12 protein-coding genes are annotated in these 14,401 nt (G+C 67.9%); 8 read left to right on the forward strand and 4 right to left on the reverse strand.

Annotation, left to right across the window (positions count from 1 at the left end; genetic code table 11):
- Positions 1-316: 316 nt before the first annotated feature.
- The 4 genes from BAU06_RS12630 (at position 317) to BAU06_RS12645 (ending at position 4,214) form a co-directional block, all read left to right on the forward strand.
- Entirely contained in the window at positions 317-1,495 is a 1,179-nt protein-coding gene (locus BAU06_RS12630) for a CaiB/BaiF CoA transferase family protein (RefSeq protein ID WP_066349626.1), read from the forward strand.
- Between the two features lie 39 nt (positions 1,496-1,534).
- A complete protein-coding gene (locus BAU06_RS12635; RefSeq protein WP_066349629.1) occupies positions 1,535-2,275 on the forward strand; it encodes a FadR/GntR family transcriptional regulator in 741 nt (246 codons plus the stop codon).
- Positions 2,275-3,090: an enoyl-CoA hydratase gene (locus tag BAU06_RS12640; RefSeq protein WP_066349635.1), complete on the forward strand. Its 816-nt coding sequence runs from the start codon at positions 2,275-2,277 to the stop codon at positions 3,088-3,090. Before BAU06_RS12635 ends, BAU06_RS12640 begins: the two co-directional genes overlap by 1 nt.
- 140 nt (positions 3,091-3,230) lie before the next feature.
- Positions 3,231-4,214, forward strand: a complete 984-nt coding sequence (locus BAU06_RS12645) for a Bug family tripartite tricarboxylate transporter substrate binding protein (protein ID WP_082993653.1) — start codon at positions 3,231-3,233, stop codon at positions 4,212-4,214.
- Between the two features lie 70 nt (positions 4,215-4,284).
- Here the strand turns inward: BAU06_RS12645 and BAU06_RS12650 are convergent, their stop codons facing one another.
- The 3 genes from BAU06_RS12650 to BAU06_RS12660 form a co-directional block, all read right to left on the reverse strand.
- The gene (locus BAU06_RS12650; protein WP_066349637.1) at positions 4,285-5,259 is read right to left on the reverse strand and encodes a Bug family tripartite tricarboxylate transporter substrate binding protein; all 975 of its coding nucleotides are present in this window, start codon (positions 5,257-5,259) and stop codon (positions 4,285-4,287) included.
- Positions 5,260-5,446: 187 nt separating this feature from the next.
- A complete protein-coding gene (locus BAU06_RS12655) occupies positions 5,447-6,427 on the reverse strand; it encodes a Bug family tripartite tricarboxylate transporter substrate binding protein (protein WP_066349641.1) in 981 nt (326 codons plus the stop codon).
- A 203-nt stretch (positions 6,428-6,630) separates the two neighbouring features.
- Positions 6,631-7,770, reverse strand: coding sequence for a 4-oxalomesaconate tautomerase (locus BAU06_RS12660; RefSeq protein WP_231934055.1), 1,140 nt, complete (start codon positions 7,768-7,770; stop codon positions 6,631-6,633).
- Between the two features lie 104 nt (positions 7,771-7,874).
- Between BAU06_RS12660 and BAU06_RS12665 the strand changes: the two genes are divergently transcribed.
- Entirely contained in the window at positions 7,875-9,179 is a 1,305-nt protein-coding gene (locus BAU06_RS12665; protein ID WP_066349646.1) for a LysR family transcriptional regulator, read from the forward strand.
- A gap of 433 nt (positions 9,180-9,612) precedes the next feature.
- Positions 9,613-11,118, forward strand: coding sequence for a tripartite tricarboxylate transporter permease (locus tag BAU06_RS12670; protein WP_066358970.1), 1,506 nt, complete (start codon positions 9,613-9,615; stop codon positions 11,116-11,118).
- A gap of 3 nt (positions 11,119-11,121) precedes the next feature.
- Here the strand turns inward: BAU06_RS12670 and lhpI are convergent, their stop codons facing one another.
- Entirely contained in the window at positions 11,122-12,051 is a 930-nt protein-coding gene (lhpI, locus tag BAU06_RS12675) for a bifunctional Delta(1)-pyrroline-2-carboxylate/Delta(1)-piperideine-2-carboxylate reductase (protein ID WP_066349648.1), read from the reverse strand.
- Positions 12,052-12,182: 131 nt separating this feature from the next.
- On the opposite strand from lhpI, the gene BAU06_RS12680 reads away from it, so the two are divergent.
- Complete coding sequence (locus tag BAU06_RS12680) at positions 12,183-12,917, forward strand: helix-turn-helix domain-containing protein (protein ID WP_082993655.1); 735 nt, start codon at positions 12,183-12,185, stop codon at positions 12,915-12,917.
- Between the two features lie 227 nt (positions 12,918-13,144).
- The gene (locus BAU06_RS12685; RefSeq protein WP_082993656.1) at positions 13,145-14,389 is read left to right on the forward strand and encodes an efflux RND transporter periplasmic adaptor subunit; all 1,245 of its coding nucleotides are present in this window, start codon (positions 13,145-13,147) and stop codon (positions 14,387-14,389) included.
- Positions 14,390-14,401: the final 12 nt, after the last annotated feature.

Consider the following 14,401-nt stretch of genomic DNA (forward strand, 5'->3'; position numbering starts at 1 on the left):
TTGATCGAGGTGCGCCGGATGTCAGCGCGTCGGGGACGATGGAGATCGCTGGCCCTGCCGCAATCGGGCAGGGGGCCTGAACGGTTTAATTCTGTGGGACAGGCACGGGCGCCGTCCACGGATGTTTCCTTAGTTCGTTTGGCCTGTGGACGCCTTTCGACCGACCCCGGCAGGGCAGCGTGCGTGCCGATGACCACGGGTTTTCCTGCATGGCGTGGTCATGCCTGGCGAAGTTAGGATGTCCAACATCCTACAAATGATTGCCAAGCCAGGGCCGCGCCGCGCCTGCCGCCTGGCACGGACAAAGGAGACATCCGTGGCTTTTGCCCCGCTGAAACGTTTCGTGGTCCTGGACCTGTCCCGGGTGCGCTCCGGTCCGGCGGCCGTGCGCCAGTTCGCGGATTGGGGCGCCGACGTCATCAAGATCGAGGAGCCCAGCGAGGTCAAGGACGACAAGCCGGGGGGCGCGGCCAAGTTCAGCGATTACCAGAACACGCATCGCAACAAGCGCAGCCTGACGCTGAACCTCAAGCACCCCGAGGGCAGGGCGGTGTTCCTGGAATTGGTGAAGCGCGCGGACGTGCTGGTCGAAAACTACCGTCCCTCGGTCAAGGCCAAGCTGGGCATCGACTACGAATCCCTGCGTGCCATCAATCCCCGCCTGGTGTATGCGAGCATCTCGGGTTTCGGCCAGGACGGTCCCTATGCGGACCGCCCGGGGCTGGACCAGATCGCGCAAGGACTGGGCGGCTTGATGTCCGTGACGGGAGAGGCCGACCGCGGTCCCATGCGCGCCGGCATACCCATCGCCGACCTGAGCGCCGGCTTGTTCGCCGCGATCGGCATCATGATCGCGCTGCTGGAACGCGAGGAAACGGGCCAGGGGCGCTGGGTGCAGACCTCGCTGCTGCAGGCGCAGGTCTGGATGATGGATTTCCAGGCCACGCGCTGGCTGATCGACGGCGAAGTGCCGGCGCAGTCGGGCAACGATCATCCCACCAGCGCGCCCACGGGTGTCTATCCCACGGCGGACGGATACATCAACATCGCCGCCATGGGATCGAGCATGTTCACCCGGCTGTGCGAAGTCCTGGACCTGCCGGCGCTGGTCCATGATCCGCGCTTCGTGGAGGCCGGCCTGCGCGTGGAAAACCGGGCGGCGCTGAACCGCGAGATCATCGCCCGCACGCGCACGCGCACCAGTGCGGACTGGATCGCGCGGCTGAATGCGGCGGGCGTGCCTTGCGGCCCCATTCTTTCCATGGATGGCACCTTCGACAACGAGCAGGTACGCCACCTGAACATGGTGCGCCACGTCCGCCATCCGGCCAAGGGAGACATCGCCATCATGGCGCAGCCGGTGGTCTTCGGCGGGACCGACCTGCCGGAGGTGCGCCCGGCGCCGGAAACCGGCGCCCATTCGGACGAGATCCTTGCCTGGCTGGGCATGGACGACGCGCAGCGCGGCCGTTTGCGTGCCGTGGGCGCGATATGACACCATCGCGCCTTTCTTCCACCGTGCCGCAAACGTCCCATGGTCCGCAGCGAAAACTCCCCTGAAACGGTGTTCGGCAGCCTGGCCCGCCCGGACAATCTGCCCGACGAAATCGCGCAGCAGATCCGGCAGAAGATCCTGAGCCAGGCCTTCGAACCGGGCCAGCGCCTGCCCACGGAGCTGGAACTGGCGCAGTCCTTCGGCGTGAGCCGCAATGTGGTGCGCGAGGCGATCGCGCGCCTGAAGCTGTCCGGCTATATCGAGACGCGCCGCGGGGTCGGCAGCTTCGTGGCCGCGGAAACCGGGCAGCGCAATTTCGAAATCCTGCCGCAGGACCTGCTGCGCGAGGACGCCCTGGAACAGGTGTACCAGCTGCGCGTGGAAATCGAAGCGGGCGCCGCCGCGCTGGCCGCGCAACAGCGCACCGAGGCGCAGCTGGAGCAACTGCGCGCCGCGCTGATCATCGCCGATGCCTCCAGCGCCGATTGGCGCGAAGGCGCGGACACGGCGCTGGATTTCCATATGGCCGTGGGCCGGGCCACCAATAACCCGTACTTCGTGCGCCTGCTCGCGCACTTCGGCCATGCCATCGGCGATGCGGTGCGCACGCTGCGCTATGGCAGCACGGGCACCGACCGCGTGGCGCAGATCGAGCGCGAGCACCACCGGATTTTCGACGCCATCGCCGGCCGCGACAGCGAGGCGGCGCGCCAGGCCATGCGCCTGCATCTGATCAACGGCATGCAGCGGCGCCAGGCGCTGCTGAAGGGAACACGATAATGAGCAGCGTACGCATCCTGCAGGACCGCATCACCGAAAACATCGTGGTGGAAAAGCGCGGCGGCGCGGGCTGGATCACCTTCAACGACCCGGGCCGGCACAATGCGGTGTCGGTGGCGATGTGGGAAGCGATTCCCGTCGCGCTGGCCGCGCTGGCCGAAGACCCGGCCATACGCGTGGTGGTGCTGACGGGGGCGGGCGACCGTGCCTTTGTCAGCGGCGCCAATATTTCGCAGTTCGACAACATGCGCTCGGGCGAGGAAGCCGTCCTGGCCTACGAGAAAGTCGCGGAAGCCGCGCAGCTGGCGCTGTACGACTACGACAAGCCCACGCTTGCCCGCATCAAGGGCTATTGCATCGGCGGCGGGCTGAACATCGCCTTGTGCTGCGACCTGCGTGTCGCGTCCGACGATAGTGCTTTCGCCATCCCGGCCGGCAAGCTTGGCCTGGGCTACCGCATGACCGCCATCCGCAACCTGGTCACCGTGGTCGGCGCGGCGCGCGCGCTGGAAATCTTCCTGACGGCGGCGCGCTTCGACGCGCGGGAGGCCGATCGGCGCGGCCTGTTGCACAAGGTGGTGCCCGCCGCGGAACTGGATGCCACCGTCCAGGACTATGTCGACGGCATATCCGCCAATGCGCCGCTGACCTTGAAGGCGGGCAAAAAGATGATCCGACAATTGCAGCAGCTGGGGCCGGAAGTCGACCGGGAGGCGATGAGCCGCCTGGTGCTGCAATGCTTCGAAAGCAATGACTACCGGGAAGGGCGCAAGGCCTTCGCGGAAAAGCGCGCGCCGTCGTTCACCGGCACCTGAGTACCCGCACCTGGCGCCGGGCATGGGCCGGGTGCCGCTACACCTGACGTACCGCAGCACCCATGCAGGGCTTCCATGCCCCGCAGGACCTCGCACGCCTGTCGCGAGAACAAAAAACAACCAGAACGAGGAGACACATCATGAACAAGTTCGCGGCGGCCACCCTGGCGGCCGGCGTGCTGGCGGCCGGCGTCCTGGCGGGCGCCCCGGCGGCGGACGCGGCCTATCCGGAACAGCCGATCAAGATCGTCATCGGCTATGCGGCCGGCGGCACCACCGACATCCTGGCGCGCGCCCTGGGCGAACAGCTGGGACGGGTACTGAACCAGTCCATCATCGTGGAGAACAAGCCGGGCGCGGCGGGCAACATCGCGGCCACCTATGTGCAGCAAGCCGCGCCGGACGGCTACACGCTTTTCATGGCGACGGTGTCCAGCCACGGCATCAATCCCGCCCTGTACAAGGACAAGCTGGGCTACGACCCCAAGGGCTATGCGCCGGTCGGCATGGTGGCGGAGATTCCCCTGGTGCTGATCGCCAATCCCAAGCTGCCCGCGGGCAACGTCCAGGAGCTGGCTGCCTTGTGCAAGGCCAAGGGCGGCGAGATGAACTATGCGTCCAGCGGCAACGGCTCGCCGGTGCACCTGGCCGGCGCCATGTTCGCCCAGGCGGCACACGTCAATATCGTGCACGTGCCGTATCGTGGCGGCGCGCTGGCCAATACGTCGGTCATGTCGGGCGAGACGCAGTTCAGTTTCGCGACACTGCCGGCGGCGCTGCCCCAGGTCAAGGCCGGCACGCTGCGCGCCCTGGCCGTCACGACGCGGGAACGCTCGCCGCAGTTGCCCGATGTGCCCACGGTGGCCGAGACGCCGGGTTTCCAGGGCTATGAGATCAACACCTGGAATGCCTTGCTGGCGCCCAAGGGCACGCCGCAGGCCGTCGTGGATAAACTGAACGGCGCGCTCAGGCAGGCCATGGCGTCGCCGGAACTGCGCAAGCGCTTCCAGGCAGAGGGCGCCGCGCCGCGCGCCAGCACGCCGGCCGAGCTGACTGCCTTCATCGATGCCGAGCTGAGCAAGTGGGCGGGCATCGTCAAGGGCGTGAACATCAAGATCGATTGATCGGCGCATCGCGCAAATGAAAAGGCCCGGGTACGCCCGGGCCTTTTCATGCGCGAACGGCAATGCGCGTTCAGTCCTGGTGCATGCCGGTGGCCTTGACCACGGCGCCCAGGCGGGCGCGCTCTTCGTCGCAGAACTTGACGAAGTCCGCGCGCGTGCCGCCGATGGGTTCGATGCCCAGTTCGGTGAAGCGCTTGACGTTGGCGGGATCCTTCATGGCCGCGTCGACCGCGCCGGCGACCTTGTCCAGGATGGCGTCGGGCGTGCCCTTGGGCGCGTGGATGCCGGCCCAGTGGGCGATCTTGATTTCCGGGAAGCCCTGTTCGGCCGCGGTGCTCAGTTCCGGATACGCCTTGATGCGCTCGGACCACGTGCAAGCCAAGGCCTTGAGTTTGCCCGACCGGATCATCGGCAGCACGACGATGCTGGCTTCGGAGGTCGCATCGACCTGGTTGCCGATGACGGCGGACACCGATTCCGAACCGCTCTTGTAGGGAATCAGGTCCAGCTTGGCGCCGTAGGTCGTCGTCAGGATGCCTTCGACGAAGTGCGGCGTGCTGCCCGTGCCGGCCGTCGCGAAATGCAGGCCGTGTCCTTGCTTGGAGGCTTCGACGAAATCTTTCAGCGTGTTGTAAGGCGAGTTGGCCGGCGCGACGACCACGGACGGCGCCAGGCCCACCATGGCCACCGGCACCAGGTCGCTGTCCTTGTACTGGACCTTGCGGATCATGCTGTTGGAGATCACGCCAGCGGCGCTGATCAGGAAGGTGTAGCCGTCGTTGTCGGCGCGGGCCACGTAGTCGGTGCCGATCACCGCGCCGGCGCCCGGCTTGTTCTCGACGACCACGTTGGCCTTCAGGTTCTTGGCGATGCCTTCGGCGGCGGCGCGGCCCAGCAGGTCATTGGCGCCACCCGGCGCGAAAGGCACGACGATGCGGATGGGCTTGGAGGGCCAGTTGTCATCCGCGAAAGCGATCTTGGGGGCAATGGCGACGGTGGCCATGCCGAATGCGGCCGTGTTGAATCGACGACGCGAGAAGTTCATGAAGGGTGCTCCGGGTAGGACTTTTCTAGTAGTTATGGAGATTTGGGATAGCTTGGTGGGACGCGTAATTTAACCGATCCGACGCGCGCCACGCGACGCGTGGCACGCGCGCCGGCGCGCACGCGCCCGCCTGCCGTTCATGGGGCAAGGGCTTGCCGATCGCGGACGTCGCGCGCGCTGGCGACGCTCAGGAATCCTGTCGCATTCCTGTCGCCTTGACCACCGCGCCCAGGCGGGCGCGCTCTTCTTCGCAGAACTTGACGAAGTCGGCGCGCGTGCCGCCCACCGGTTCGATGCCCAGCTCGGTCAGGCGCTTGACGTTGGCGGGGTCCTTCATGGCGTGGTCCACTCCCGCCGCGATCTTGTCCAGGATGGCATCGGGCGTGCCCTTGGGCGCATGCACGCCGGCCCAATGGGCGATCTTGATCTTCGGAAAACCCTGTTCGGCCGCGGTGCTCAGTTCTGGATACGCCTGGATGCGTTCGGACCAGGTGCAGGCCAGGGCCTTGAGCTTGCCGGCGCGCACCATGGGCAGCACGACGATGCTGGCCTCGGAGGTCGCATCGACCTGGCCGCCAATGACCGCGGATACCGATTCGGAGCCGCTCTTGTACGGCACCAGGTCCAGCTTGGCGCCGTAGTCGGTGGTCAGGATGCCTTCGACGAAATGCGGCGTGCTGCCGGTGCCGGCGGTGGAAAAATGCAGGCCGCCACGGCTCTTGCGGGAGGCTTCGACAAAGTCCCTCAGGTTGGTATAGGGCGAACTCGCCGGCGCGATGATCACGGAGGGCGCAAGGCCTATCATGGCAACGGGCACCAGGTCGCTGTCCTGGTACTGGACCTTGCGGATCATGCTGTTGGAGATCACGCCGGCACCGCTGATCAGGAAGGTGTAGCCGTCGTTCTCCGCGCGGGCCACGTAGTCGGTGCCGATCACCGCGCCGGCGCCCGGCTTGTTTTCGACGACCACGCTGGCCTTGAGGTATTGCGCGATTCCCTCCGCGGCGGCGCGGCCAAGCAGGTCATTGGCGCCGCCGGCCGCGAAGGGCACGATGATGCGGATGGGCTTGGAGGGCCATTTGTCCTCCGCGTGGGCAATCCGGGGCGCAACGGCGATGCTGGCAAGGCCGAGCGCGGCCGCGTTCAGGCGGCGTCGCACGATATCCATGGATGTCTCCGGTGATCGTTATTGTGGCGCGCGGACGCTCTGGCGGACCCGGGACGGGCCTGGAGGCGCGCGGGTGGGGCGGGTACGGCGTGGCTATTATCCGCCCGTTGCCACCGGAGGAAAACCGCGATGCGCGCGCCGCGATCGCGGCAACGGACGCCGCCCGCGCGACGCGCGTGCCCCTTAGGGCCTGTTGACAGGCCCTAGTCCGACGGCCAGGCGGCGGCGGGGATGGCCACTTCGCCACGCATCAGCAGGCGGGCAGTGCGCAGCAGCGCGGCACGCGCCACCGTATGCGGATCGGCGGGGTCCAGGGTCAGCTGCACGCTGAACTCGCCCGTGGGATGTTCGACGGACACGGTCTTTTCCTGGCCGGCGGGCGTGCGCGCGATGCCGGCGGCCACCGAATCGTCCATGACGCAGGCGGTGGCCACGGTGACCGCGGCCAGCACGCCGATGGCCTCGTGGCAGACATGCGGGATGAAGCAGCGCGTGCACACGCTGCCGCCGTCGCGCGGCGCGGCCAGCAGGCACATCTTGGGAAAGGGCCTGGCGGCGACATCGCCCAGCCCCATCAGCCGTGCCGCCTTCATCCGCAGGGTTTCCAGCCGCTGCTTCAGTGCGTCGTCGGCATTCAGTTCCGCCACGCTCTCGTAGCCGGTGCGTCCCAGGTCGGCGGCACGCACCAGGACCATGGGCATACCGTTGTCGATGCAGGTGATCTCCAGGCGGCCGATGCCATCCAGCTCGACGATGTCGAGCGCGCGGCCGGTGGGCAGCAGGGCGTCGCAGACCGAACCGGCGGTGTCCAGGAAGCTGATGGCGATGGGGGCCGCGGTGCCCGGCACGCCGTCGATGCGCGCTTCGCCGTCGTAGCTGACCGTGCCGTCCGGCGTCTGCACGGTGATGTCGCATTGCATGCCGGTGTTGACCGTCAGCACGCGGAAGGTGCTGGTATCGCCTTGCGCGCGCAGCATGCCGGTTTCCAGCGCGAAGGGCACCACCGCGGCCAGCATGTTGCCGCAATTGGGCGTGGTGTCGACGGCAGGCTCGGCGACCGACACCTGGGCGAACAGGAAGTCCACATCGACGCCCGGCGCCGTGCCGGGCGAAACGATGCCGACCTTGCTGGTGAGCGGATGCGCGCCGCCCAGGCCATCGATCTGGCGCCGGTCCGGCGAGCCCATGGCGGCCAGCAGTACCGCGTCGCGGGCGGCGATATCGGCGGGCAGGTCGGCGGCCTTGAAGAAGGGGCCGCGCGAGGTCCCGCCGCGCATCAGGATGCAGGGGATGGCGCGTTGCCTTTGGCTTTTGCGGGGGATGCCCATACTGTCTCCGGTCATGCTCTGGTTTTCGTCCAGTATCGGTTCGGCTGGGACGAGGCGGGTTGCCTTGTACGGCGGCGGCCGTTCTAATATTTTTATTTCCTTGTGCGGCACAACATGAGATGAAAGCGAGCGCCCAAGCCGACAACGGCCGTGGCGATATTGGCGGCGGCCTGAGCCTGCATCACCTGCACGTGTTCACCGTGGTGGCCAGCGCCGGCGGCGTGCGGCGCAGTGCCGAGACCCTGTACCGGGCGTCTTCGGCCGTCACGCGCGCTATCGCCCAACTGGAGCGCAGCCTGGGCGTGCCCCTGTTCGAACGCAAGGCGAGCGGCATGCTGCTGACCGCGGCGGGCGAGACCGTATACGCGCGCGCGCGCCGCATCGAAGCCGAGCTGGACGCCGTGCGGGACGAGGCGCTGGCCTTGCAGCGCGGGCAGCGCGGGGCCAGCGGCGTGGGCGCGACGGCGGCGCTCTTCCACACCCGCCGCCTGAGCAGTGCCGCGCTGCTGGCCGACGTGCACCACATGTCGACGGTGGCGCACGCCTGCGGCCTGACCCAGCCGGCCATCAGCGCCGCCATCGCCAGGCTGGAGGAAAACCTGGCGCAGCCGCTGTTCCGCCGCACGCCGCGCGGCATGGTGCCGACGCCGGTGGGCGAGCGCTGGGTGGTGCGGTTCAAGCGGGTGTTGGGCGAATTGCGCAACATCCAGGCGGATGTGGCGGCCCTGCAAGGGGTGCTGGAAGGCGTGGTCACGGTCGGCGCATTGCCCATGATCCGCACCATCGTGCTGCCCGCGGCCATCGCCAATGTGCTGGCCCGCCATCCCAGGCTCAGGATACGCACCCTGGAAAGCCCATACGGGGACCTGTGCGCGCGGCTTCTCAGCGCCGAGGTCGATTTCATCCTGGGGGCGCTGCGGCCGCTGCGCGATGCGTCCTTGCGCACGCGCCTGCTGCTGCACGAGGACATCGCGCTGATTGCCCGCGCGGGGCATCCGCTGGCGGGCCGCCGGCTGGGCTTCGACGACCTGGCGCGCTATCCCTGGGTGCTGTCGCGCGCGTCCACGCCGCTGCGCGACCAGTTGGACGATTTTTTCCGGCGCAAGGGGCAGCCGCTCCTGGTGCCCTCCGTGGAGACCGCGGACCTGGCCCTGCTGCGCGGGCTGCTGCTGCATTCCGACATGCTGACGGCCTTATCGGTGCACCAGCTGCATTACGAGTTCGAGGCGGGCGGCCTGGCCATGCTGGACTTTCCGTTGGACGGCATGCGCCGCGAAATCGGCGTTACCACCCGTACCGGCGCGCGATTGTCGCCGGGCGCCGATGCTTTGCTGCGGGAGATCTCGCGGCTGGCTGCGTCGATGCCGGGCGGCGATGGGGCGGCGGCGCCGGCGCGCGAGGACGAGGCATCGCGGTCCCGATGAAGAGTGTGCGCGAATATATCGTATGACGATTAATTAGAGATATCCCTAGTATTCCCCACGCGCCGCCGCCGTTATGCTTCGCGTCAGATACATTTCAATCCGCTTTCCGACGCGCTTTTTTCCGTCCGGGTAAGCGGCGCGATCGCGGCCGCCGCCGGCAGCGCGGATGCCGCACCTCCGTCCATCGCGCCGCACACCGTTCCGTGCAAGGGCAACCATGTGCCGCCACCCCGGTGGCGCAGGGGCGGGTTCGTCCTGACGAAATACCACTACGACAAGGAGCCTTCATGCAGCCGTATCCCTTCCTATGTCCGCGCCAGGATCTACCCGCGCCGTGGCGCGCCCGCCGGGCGGGCGCCACGCCGATCGCCGCCGGAATGTCGCGGCCCGGGCCGGCCACGCGCGTCCGCGCGCACGACCGGGGGCGGTGACCATGGAGCTGTTCGAACACCTGATGCAGGGCTTCTCGGTGGCGGTTTCCCCGGAGAACCTGCTGTACGCCTTGCTGGGCTGCATCCTGGGCACGCTGGTCGGCGTGCTGCCGGGCCTGGGCCCCGTGCCCACCATCGCGATGCTGCTGCCCATCACTTATGTGCTGCCGCCGGTCGCCGGCCTGATCATGCTGGCGGGGATCTACTACGGCACGCAGTATGGCGGCTCGACCACGGCCATCCTGGTTAACCTGCCGGGGGAAACGTCGGCGGTGGTGACCACATTGGACGGGCACCAGATGGCGCGCAATGGCCGGGCGGGGGCGGCGCTGGCATTGGCCGCCATGGGCTCGTTCTTCGCGGGCACGGTGGCCACCGCCATCCTGGCCGCCTTCGCGCCGCCGCTGGCCGAAGTGGCGTTCCTGTTCGGTCCGGCGGAGTATTTTTCGCTGATGACGCTGGGCCTGGTCGGCGCCGTGGTGCTGGCTTCCGGCTCGCTGATCAAGGCGATCGCCATGATCGTCGTGGGCCTGCTGCTGGGCATGGTCGGCACGGACGTGAACTCGGGCGTCGCGCGCTATGACTTCGGCATTCCCGAGCTGCAGGACGGCATCGACTTCGCCATCGTGGCCATGGGCGTGTTCGGCTTCGCGGAAATCCTGGCCAACCTGGAGCAGCGCGAGAACCGGGTGGAGATCGCCGGCAAGGTGGGATCGCTGTATCCCAACCGCCGCGAACTGCGCGAGGCCGCGCCGGCCATCCTGCGCGGCACGGCGCTGGGGTCCTGCCTGGGCATCCTGCCCGGCGGCGGCGCGACGCTGTCCGCGTTCGCCTCCTATACGATGGAGAAAAAGCTGTCCAGCCAGCCGGAGCGTTTCGGCAAGGGCCATCCCGCCGGCCTGGCCGGTCCCGAATCGGCCAACAACGCGGGCGCGCAGACTTCCTTCATCCCGCTGCTGACGCTGGGCATACCCGGCAACGCGGTGATGGCGCTGATGGTGGGCGCGATGACCATCCACAACATACAGCCCGGGCCGCAGGTGATGTCCAGCCATCCCGACCTGTTCTGGGGGCTGATCGTCTCGATGTGGATCGGCAACCTGATGCTGGTGGTGCTGAACCTGCCGCTCATCGGTATCTGGGTGAAGCTGCTCAAGGTGCCTTACCGCATCCTGTTCCCGGCCATCCTGATCTTCTGCACCATCGGCGTGTATTCGCTGAACTACAACGTCTTCGACATCTATGTCACCGCGTTCTTCGGCGTGGTCGGCTATGTGTGGGCCAAGCTGAAGTGCGAAGGCGCGCCGCTGCTGCTGGGCCTGGTGCTGGGCCCGATGATGGAAGAGAACTTTCGCCGCGCCTTGCTGCTGTCGCGCGGCGACTTCATGACCTTCCTGGAGCGGCCGATTTCCGCGGGGCTGCTGATCGCCACGCTGGCGCTGGTGGCCATCGTCGCCTTGCCCTCGATACGCAAGGGCCGCCAGGAAGCGTTCGCGGAGGAAACCTGACGGTCAGTCCCCGGCGTACACCAGCATGGCCGCGGCCAGGTCCTCCGACGCCGCGCCCACCGCCTTGTACACGGTGATCTCGTCGGCGGCGCGGCGCCCGGGGTGCGCGCGGCGGCACAGGGCCTCCAGGGTGGCCAGTACGCCGTCGCGGCGGAAGACGCCGGCGGCGATGGGCGACAACAGGTCGCCCGCCTTGTCCAGGGCTTCTTCGGTATCGACGAACACCGAGGTGTCCGCGAAGGTGGCGTCGTCGCTCTCGCGCATGAAGGGCTGGAAGCCGCCGATCAGGTCGACATGCGTGCCGGGCCGCAGGCAGGCGCGGCGCACCAGCGGTTCCTGCGACAGCGTGGCGCAGGTAACGATGTCGGCCTCGCGCACGGCCGCGTCCAGGTCCGGCGCCGCTGCCGCGTCGAAACCCTGCGTGGCCAGCGCGGCGGCCAGGGTGGCCGCTTTTTCGGGATAGCGGTCCCAGACGCGGACCTGGCGGATATCGCGCACCGCCGCATAGGCCGGCGCCAGCGCGGTGGCCACATTGCCCGCGCCCACTACCAGCAGTTTCCGCGCATCCTGGCGCGCCAGGAAAGACGCCGCCAGCGCGGAAGCGGCCGCGGTGCGCCGCACGGTGATCTGGTCGCCGTCGATCAAGGCCAGCGGCACGCCATTGACGGCGTTGTACAGCGTGTAGGTGGAATGCAGGCCGGGCAGGCCGCGGCTGCCATTACCCGGGTAGATGGTCACGTGCTTGATGCCCAGGTAGTCGTCCTGCCAGGCGGGCATGATCAGCAGGCTGTCCTTGGCGCCATCCGTGTCGTGCAGGATGTGGTTGTGCCGGCGCGGCACGGTGCAGCCTTGGACGAACATCTTTTCCAGCGCTGGGATCAAGCGGTCGAAGGGCAGGCGCGCGGCGGTGGTGGCGCTGTCGAATATCTGCAAGGCGGGCTCTCCTGTTTTGCGATGCGGCGATAAATTATCGTATCCGATAAAAATACCTCTGTTAAGATAATTTTTGCCCGTTGCCGCCTGCGTCGCGGCAACGATCAACGCTACGCCTCGATGGAGACCGCATGGCCAGGGCAGGGAAAACGCCATCCGCGCGCGCGGGAAAAACACGCGGCGGCATCGAAGCCGCCGGCAAGCGCGCGGCCGGGGAAGGTCCCCGCGCCGCCGCCCGGCTCGCGGCCGTGACGGCGGCGGCCCGCGTCCAGGTCCCGGATACGCCCACCGCCGCGAACCCGCTGTCGCGCAAACTCCGGCGCTTGCGCCGGGAAGGGCAGTTGACCCTGCAGCAGCTGAGCGCCCGTTGCGGCATATCCGTTTCCACGCTGTCCAAGATAGAGAACGGCCAGTTGTCGCCCACCTACGAAAAAATCGCGGCGCTGGCGCAAGGCCTAGACGTGCAGGTGGGAGAACTCTTCAACGACGAGCCGCCCGCCGCGCCCACCGCCCGCCGCAGCGTGACGCGCCACGGCCAGGGCCTGGTGCACGCGACCGCGCAATACGACTACGAAGTCCTGTGCGCGGAACTGGCGCACAAGCAGTTCGTGCCCTTGCTGACCACCATCAAGGCGCGCTCGCTGCAGGCCTTTCCCTCCATGTTGCGGCATGCCGGCGAGGAATTCATCTATGTCCTGGAGGGCAGGGTGACGGTGCATACGGACCATTACCAGCCCATGGAGCTGGCGGCGGGCGACGCCTGCTATTTCGACAGCACCATGGGGCACGCCTGTGTGGCGGGGGACACCGACGCCCGGGTGCTCTGGGTCTGCTCCAACCCGGTGTTGCCAAGGGCGGACGCGTAGCCGCGATGCGGCGCGCGCCACGGGCCTCGGCCGCTATTCGGCGGGCATGACGGCAGCGTCCCGCGTGCCGGTTCAGCCCTCCAGCCACCACTGTTTGGCCTATGGGTGCACGCGCCACATCTGCGTGGCATAAGTCCGGCGTATCCTGCTCAGGAGATGTCAGTCGTCCCGCGCTTGCACCACAACCGCGGGGTCCGCCTCCCGAATGCCGCCGCGACGAGGTCCGCATGCATGGGCGTATTGCTGGGACATCATTGATACTGCTGGCGGCGCTGGCCGGCTGCAACAAGACGCCGGAAACGCTTCCGCGCGAGCCCATCGCTGTGACGGTGCAGACCGTGATGCAGCGCGATACCCCCGTCGATTTCGAGTTCACCGCCCAGACGCAGAGCTCGCGCGAAGTCGAAATCCGCGCCCGCGTCGACGGCTTCCTGGACAAGCGCGTCTACGTCGAGGGCGACCTGGTGCGCGAAGGACAGACGCTCTTCCTGATGGATCCCCGGCCCTTCCAGGCCGCGCTGCAGACCGCCAAGGGGCAGCTTGCGCAGCAGCAGGCGCGCTGGACCGTGACGCGGCTGAACCTGGCGCGGGTGCGGCCGCTGGTTGCGCAGAACGCCATCAGCAAGAAGGACCTGGACGATGCAGTGGGCAACGAACAGGAAGCGGCGGCGGCGGTCATCGCCGCGCAGGGGCAGGTGCAGACGGCAGAGCTGAACCTGAGCTACACCACGATCAAGTCGCCGCTGAACGGCCTGTCCAGTTTCGCGCGCCAGCAGGACGGCAGCTACGTCACAGCCACCAGCCAGAGCCTGCTCACCTACGTCTACCAACTCGACCCCATGTGGGTGAACTTCAGCATTTCGGAAAACGAGTTACTGGCCTACCGCGACCAGATCGCCAAGGGCCAGCTGAAATTCCCGCCGCGCAGCCAGTTCGACGTGTCCGTCATCCAGGCCGACGGGTCGGTGTATCCGCAGATCGGCCACATCGATTTCGCCAACCCGGCCTTCAACACGCAGACCGGGACCTTCCTGGTACGCGCTTCCTTCTCCAACCCCGACGGGTTGCTGCGCCCCGGCCAGTTCGTGCGCGCGCGCGTCGCCGGCGCGATCCGGCCTAATGCCGTGCTGGTGCCGCAGCGGGCGGTATTGCAGGGCTCGCGCAGCCATTTCGTCTGGGTGATCGACAAGGACGGCAAGGCGCGTCAGCGCGTGGTGGAAGTGGGCAGCTGGCATGGCGACGACTGGTTCATCATGGACGGCTTGAAGGCGGGGGAAGAGATCGTCGTGGACGGGGCCATCCGCGTGGTGCCCGACGCGCCGCTGAAGATCAGCCGGGCCGCGCCCGGCGCGGACGGCGGGCCCGGGCAGGGCGATGGCGGTGGCTCGGGCAAATCCGGGGACGGCGACGGCGGCCGGCAGGGCGGCGCCGGCGGCCCGGCGCGCCAGGCCGATAGCCGGCCCCCCCGCTGAGACGGAGGCGAA

It is taken from the genome of Bordetella bronchialis (assembly GCF_001676705.1).
Classification (GTDB): Bacteria; Pseudomonadota; Gammaproteobacteria; order Burkholderiales; family Burkholderiaceae_B; genus Bordetella_C; species Bordetella_C bronchialis.

Bases quoted from the DNA above. Each gene is read 5' to 3' on its own strand.
- BAU06_RS12655 (WP_066349641.1), bottom strand. From the start codon at position 6,427: ATGGATATCGTGCGACGCCGCCTGAACGCGGCCGCGCTCGGCCTTGCC.
- BAU06_RS12685 (WP_082993656.1), top strand. From the start codon at position 13,145: ATGCATGGGCGTATTGCTGGGACATCATTGATACTGCTGGCGGCGCTG.
- BAU06_RS12645 (WP_082993653.1), top strand. From the start codon at position 3,231: ATGAACAAGTTCGCGGCGGCCACCCTGGCGGCCGGCGTGCTGGCGGCC.
- BAU06_RS12650 (WP_066349637.1), bottom strand. From the start codon at position 5,259: ATGAACTTCTCGCGTCGTCGATTCAACACGGCCGCATTCGGCATGGCC.
- BAU06_RS12665 (WP_066349646.1), top strand. From the start codon at position 7,875: ATGAAAGCGAGCGCCCAAGCCGACAACGGCCGTGGCGATATTGGCGGC.
- BAU06_RS12640 (WP_066349635.1), top strand. From the start codon at position 2,275: ATGAGCAGCGTACGCATCCTGCAGGACCGCATCACCGAAAACATCGTG.
- BAU06_RS12660 (WP_231934055.1), bottom strand. From the start codon at position 7,770: ATGACCGGAGACAGTATGGGCATCCCCCGCAAAAGCCAAAGGCAACGC.
- BAU06_RS12635 (WP_066349629.1), top strand. From the start codon at position 1,535: ATGGTCCGCAGCGAAAACTCCCCTGAAACGGTGTTCGGCAGCCTGGCC.
- BAU06_RS12670 (WP_066358970.1), top strand. From the start codon at position 9,613: ATGGAGCTGTTCGAACACCTGATGCAGGGCTTCTCGGTGGCGGTTTCC.
- BAU06_RS12680 (WP_082993655.1), top strand. From the start codon at position 12,183: ATGGCCAGGGCAGGGAAAACGCCATCCGCGCGCGCGGGAAAAACACGC.